Below are 4,916 nucleotides of genomic sequence, written 5' to 3' on the forward strand. Positions count from 1 at the left end.
CTTGCGCGACCGTCATATTGGTCGCGACCCAGACCAGAGCCGCCGAAGAAATCGTCTTGGTCGCGCCGCTGGTCGCGCCCGTCAGCGTGCCGGTCATTGTGCCGGCACCGCCCGACAGAGCGTAAATGGTCGATGTCGAATTTCCCGCTCTATAGACGCCGCTGCCGCCGCCGCTGGCGTTCACCGTCTCGCCGTCGACAAAGACGCCGGCGCCGGCCGTCACGGTCAGCTGGTGCGTGATGCGCAGCGAGCGGTTCTGCAGCAGGCGGTTTGCCCGTGCCACCTCGCAAAGCAGGCCTCGCGGCGCTTGCGACTTATAATCATAGGTGAAACGAGGAACGTTGACCCCGGCCTGTTTCAGCAATCCCAGCTTGTCGAAGTACCATCCGGCACTCACGCGCGCCACAGTGAGCTTTGGCGCCACGCCGCCAAAATAGCGCTTGGCCGGAGCGGCAGCGTCCTTGATCAGGATGCTGGGAACCGGCGCGTCGAAAGCGATTGAGATCCCGCTGTCATCATATTGCAGGGCCGCCGACAACTCTGTCAGCGTCGCCGCCGAGCCAGAAAGCTCGACGGCCGCAGTGCTGGGGAACCGTTTGATTTCGGTCGCCACCCCTGCCAGGTCGCGATAGAGGATGAAGCTTTCCAGCGTGTCGCCGGATGGCACAAGAAAATATTCCCCTTCGGCTACCGCCGCCAGACCAGCCGCAGTGTCGGGATAAACCTTGCCTGTCGCCAGCGCGGCATCGCGGGCCGCCTCGGCGCTTACGACCGCAGCGTTGGCAATGACGACATCGTTGGCGGTTGCAAGCCGATCGGCAGTGGTCGCTACGCGGTCGGCAGCGGTCGCCACGCGGTCGGCGGCCGTCAGCCCGGCATTCGCGGCCGACGTCGCAGCGCTACCGGCTGCAGCGCCAGCGCTGGCCGCGGCTGCGATGACAGCGCCGGCGATGTCCCCTGCAGCAAAAGGCGCATCAATCAGCTTGCGTTCGGTTGGATGCCACGCCAGCACCAGGCCGGGCGCATAGGCAGGCATTTCCAGGCCGGCCTCGCCGAGCGGCGACGTCACCGTGCGGTCGATGTCACGCCGGGCTTCCTGCTGCTCGATGGTCAGCGCGTCGAACTCGGCGTTAAGGCCCTCCTCGCTGAACTTCTGCCCATCATTGAGATCGGTCGGCCGCGCGATCGGCCGCTTGCCGACCACCTCAATGACGTCATCCTGCAGCGCGCCGGCGGCCAGCGTTACCCTGGCGCCGGGCAGCTGGTTGAGAAGCGATACAGCGTAATCGGCGTCGAGCACCAGTAGCGTTCGCGCACCGGCGCGGGTGCGGAACACCTTTACGTCCGTTGCCGCGATGACCGGAAATGGATCGGGCGAGCCGAGATCGACGATCGTGTCGCCGGCGTCCAGCGTTGCGGTCTTGTAGCGGGGGGATACTGCCAGGCCATAGCTCATGGCCGGGCATTTTAGGGCCGGGCCGCCGGTGTAGAGTTATCCACGGGTTGCTATTGCTATCCCGGCGTCAGATCGCCAGGCTTCCACCAGAATTCCTGCCCGTACTCGCGTTTCCAGAACTGCTGCTGGCGCTTGAAGGCGGCGTTCGCTTCGGGATCGGCCAGGTACTGCAGCTGATCGAGCACGGTCCGCTCGAACGCCAGGCGCAGATACCAGATGTTTCCGCCGGGGATGTTGCCCCTGGCGAACTTCACCAGCTCGCGGCCGAAATTCGTCTTCTCGCCGCTGGCGAGTTGGATGACGTTGCCGGCGGTGAGGTTCCAGAAATCGTTGGCGCGCTCGACCAGCGGGCCGCTCAAGGTCGACTTGAAGCCGCCGCCATAGCGGTTGATGTTGGAGAACAAAAAGTCGCCATAAATGCCAAGGCCGCCGCCCTGCAGGATGGCCGCGCCCCAAAATGCCGCGTCGCGCGGATCCTGCATTTCCTTGCCTGATGTCACTGACTTCATCTGCTTGGCGGCTGCGCCGAGCAGCGTGGTCATGATCAGCAAGGAACCGGTGTAAGCAACGCCGGCGGCGATCTCGCCGCCGGCGATCATGTTGTGGAGCCGCATGCCGTGCATGAACACCATCGACACGCCGAAGCTCTTGAACTGCGCGCCGCTCCGGATGATCTCGCCAATCAGCGTTCCGGGCCGGTTCTGGTCGACCAGGATGGTTTTCGACCGGTGGCTGCTGTCGGGCACGGCATAGCCGGTTTCCGTCTGCACCATTTCGAGATACTTCTCGGCAAGCTTTTCGTCGACTTGGCTTGCGATCTCGGCCGGCCGCAACATCTGGCCCTCATGCAGCGGCGCCTGGCGCATCTTGTCCCATTGTGCATCGGTGAAGCCCCAACGCCGCAAAGTCCGCTGCAGGACCGGCTCCATGTCCTTCAGCGCCACGCCGACATGGTTGCCGAGCTCGGTCTGGAACGCCAGGCCGAAGGCATGCTTCGCGCCTTGCGTCCAGGGCGTCAGCCCGGACACTGTCAGCACGCGGTCGGCGATGAAGCTCGCCCATTGCGGGCCGGCCAGAGTGCCGACATATCGCGCCTGGGCATGGAAGGTGTGGGCGGCCGCGTCGAGGATCAAGCCGGACTGAACGGCCAGGCGACGCTCGGCTGGTACGAACGCCTTGACGATGTCGAGCGCCGTGCCTCGAGCGCTTATGCCGGCGAAGCGCCGGGCGATCGCCGATGTGCCGGTGTCGGAAATCGACGAGATAGCCGCTGCGCCGAGCACGCTCGAGGTGATCAGGCTCCGGCCGGTCGCCAGGATGTTCGCCCACTTCGAATTGACGGGTGTCTCGAGCTCGCCGCGGATCGATCCCCACACAGTATCCAGCCGCCGCGAATAGCTGGCGGCCGCGTCCAGCGCGCTCGAGGCGTCGGCCTTGCCGAGCGTGCCTTGCTTCAGCCCGGCCGCGATCTCCTGGGCTTCCTTGGCCAGAACCTGTTTCATCCATTCGATGGTGCCGCCGGGGTTCGGTCCCAATACCTCCATCGCGCCGATGTCCTTCGACATCATGCCGATGTGGCCCATCATCGCCGAGAAGATGTCGCCGCCGCCGCCGAAATCCTCCTGGTATTTCAGCCAGGCGTCCGGATCCCGGAACACCAGAAACCGATGCTCGGCGCGCTGGTTGGCGAGCGCGCCCCTGCCGAAGGCCTGGCGCGACGGCTCGCGGTCGATCCAGCCTTCGGTGCTGATCGTCCGGAATATCCCGTCGAGTATGCCGTCGAGATCCTTTTCGTCGATCTGCTTGCCGGTCAGCGGGCTCCGCATCTTCGACGTGTCGAGCAGCGGGCGGATGTAGTCTTTCCAAGTGGCGAGCCCCGCCTTGCGCAGCGCGCGCGGATCGTGGTGCTGCGGCAAGCCCCAATTGTCGAGCTTGCCGATCGCGCCGCCGGCGGCATTGAAGCGCTGGCGCAGCCACTCGGCCGTCGACATCCACACATTGGCGAGCTGACGCGCTCTCACGTCGCCAGTGTCGACGCCAAAGGCCTCGCGCAAGACGTTCTTCATGTCGGCGGCGTTGTGGCGGCCGAGATCGCCAGCCACGGCGCCGCGGCGGAAGTGATACAGCAGATCCTCCATGCGGGCATGCGCCATGCCGAGAATGGATTTCTGGCGCCCGACAACGCTCGAGAATTTTGCGCCGGTGCCGAAATGCTCGAGCGTGTCCAGGAACGCCTCGCCGATATCCGACCGGCCGGTGGCCGTCTTGTGGCTGCGGGCGTCGGCATCGAGCCGGCGCGCGCCGTCGATCGCCAGCTTCGCCTGGCGGCGCTTGTGCGCGGCCTGGGCGGCCAGGTCCTGGAGCAGATCCTGCCTGGCGAGCTCGTTGGCGGCCGCCGGCGCCGTGTTGGCATGGCTCTCGCGAAAGCGGCGATAGTCTTCCTTCAGCCGGTCACCGTCCTTCTTCTTCAGCACCTTGCCGGCGACGGCGTTGTCGATGCACTGGAAAAATGTCGTCATGCGCGGCACGCCTTCACGGTTGCGGCGAGCTCGCCGTCATTGGCGATATCGGCCATGTAGGCCTCGAGCGAGACCACGCGGCCGTCCGGCGACGGCATCGGCACGTCGCCGTAAAGTTCGATGTCGGCCGGCGAGATCTCGAGCTCGGCGACTGGCTTGGCGGGATCGTCGAAAGGCGAGCCGTTTTCCGGCATCGGCTCCAGGCCGCGCCCAGCGCTGGCCGCATCGAGCTCGGCGTCGGACCAGCCAGGAAGAGGCTCGGCGACGCGGCCGATCGGCAACTGGCCGGGTTCGTCAGCGCGGCGAACCAGCACGCTCTCTAGTGCATCTAAAACATCAACCCCGTCGCGCAGCGATATCTCGGCTGCCTCGCGCACGATCGCGTCGTCAACGGCCGGGCCGGCATACGCCGCCGCTTCCGCGACGCGGTTCTCGACGCGGGCTCGATCGGCTTCAAAGTCGGCCCAGCCAGCGGCATCGTCGGCGCGTGAAAAGACGGGATTGCCGCGCAGCTCCTGGTCGATCGCGTCCAACAGGTCGGCCACGCTTGTCGTCTGCACCTCGCCGGCGACGCCGATATAGCCGGCCTCCTCGGCCGCCTCGCGCGCCATGTCGAGTGGCACGCGCTTGTCGGTTTTGCTTTTGCCCCGGCGCGTCAGGCTTTCGGCGCCGATCGCCGCCAGCTCGCCGCGATCGTCTAGCAGGCCGCCGCGCGCCTTGATGAACTGTACCAGGCTTTGACCGCTCCTCGTCGCCGGCGCCGGCGCTTCGCCGACCAGCTGATCGGTGATGCGCGCGATCTGCGCCGGGTCGGCGGTGAAGGCCGGAATTTCGCGGTCGACCGTCTGCAATGCCTCGGCCGCCTGGTGCGCGCGGCTGACCATCCGGTCATGCTGCTCGATCGCGGCCGCTGCCGGCCTGGTCGCGTCCAGGTGCTCGAT

The 4,916-nt window shown here is 66.1% G+C and carries 3 protein-coding genes; all 3 read right to left on the bottom strand.

Translation table 11 applies throughout. From position 1 onward, the window contains the following. Nucleotides 1-1,456, bottom strand: a 1,456-nt coding sequence (locus tag EOA85_RS27670) for a hypothetical protein (protein WP_206523386.1), incomplete at its 3' end; no start/stop codon positions are given. Between the two features lie 56 nt (nucleotides 1,457-1,512). Continuing rightward, nucleotides 1,513-3,975, bottom strand: a complete 2,463-nt coding sequence (locus EOA85_RS27675) for a hypothetical protein (protein ID WP_127211887.1) — start codon at nucleotides 3,973-3,975, stop codon at nucleotides 1,513-1,515. After that, a partial coding sequence (locus EOA85_RS37760; RefSeq protein ID WP_164759924.1) for a hypothetical protein occupies nucleotides 3,972-4,916 on the bottom strand: 945 nt, incomplete at its 5' end. The genes EOA85_RS27675 and EOA85_RS37760, both read right to left, overlap by 4 nt.

Origin of the sequence: Mesorhizobium sp. M5C.F.Ca.IN.020.29.1.1 (assembly GCF_003997375.1) — a bacterium.
Taxonomy (GTDB): Bacteria; Pseudomonadota; Alphaproteobacteria; order Rhizobiales; family Rhizobiaceae; genus Mesorhizobium; species Mesorhizobium wenxiniae.

Bases quoted from the DNA above. Each gene is read 5' to 3' on its own strand.
- EOA85_RS27675 (WP_127211887.1), bottom strand. From the start codon at position 3,975: ATGACGACATTTTTCCAGTGCATCGACAACGCCGTCGCCGGCAAGGTG.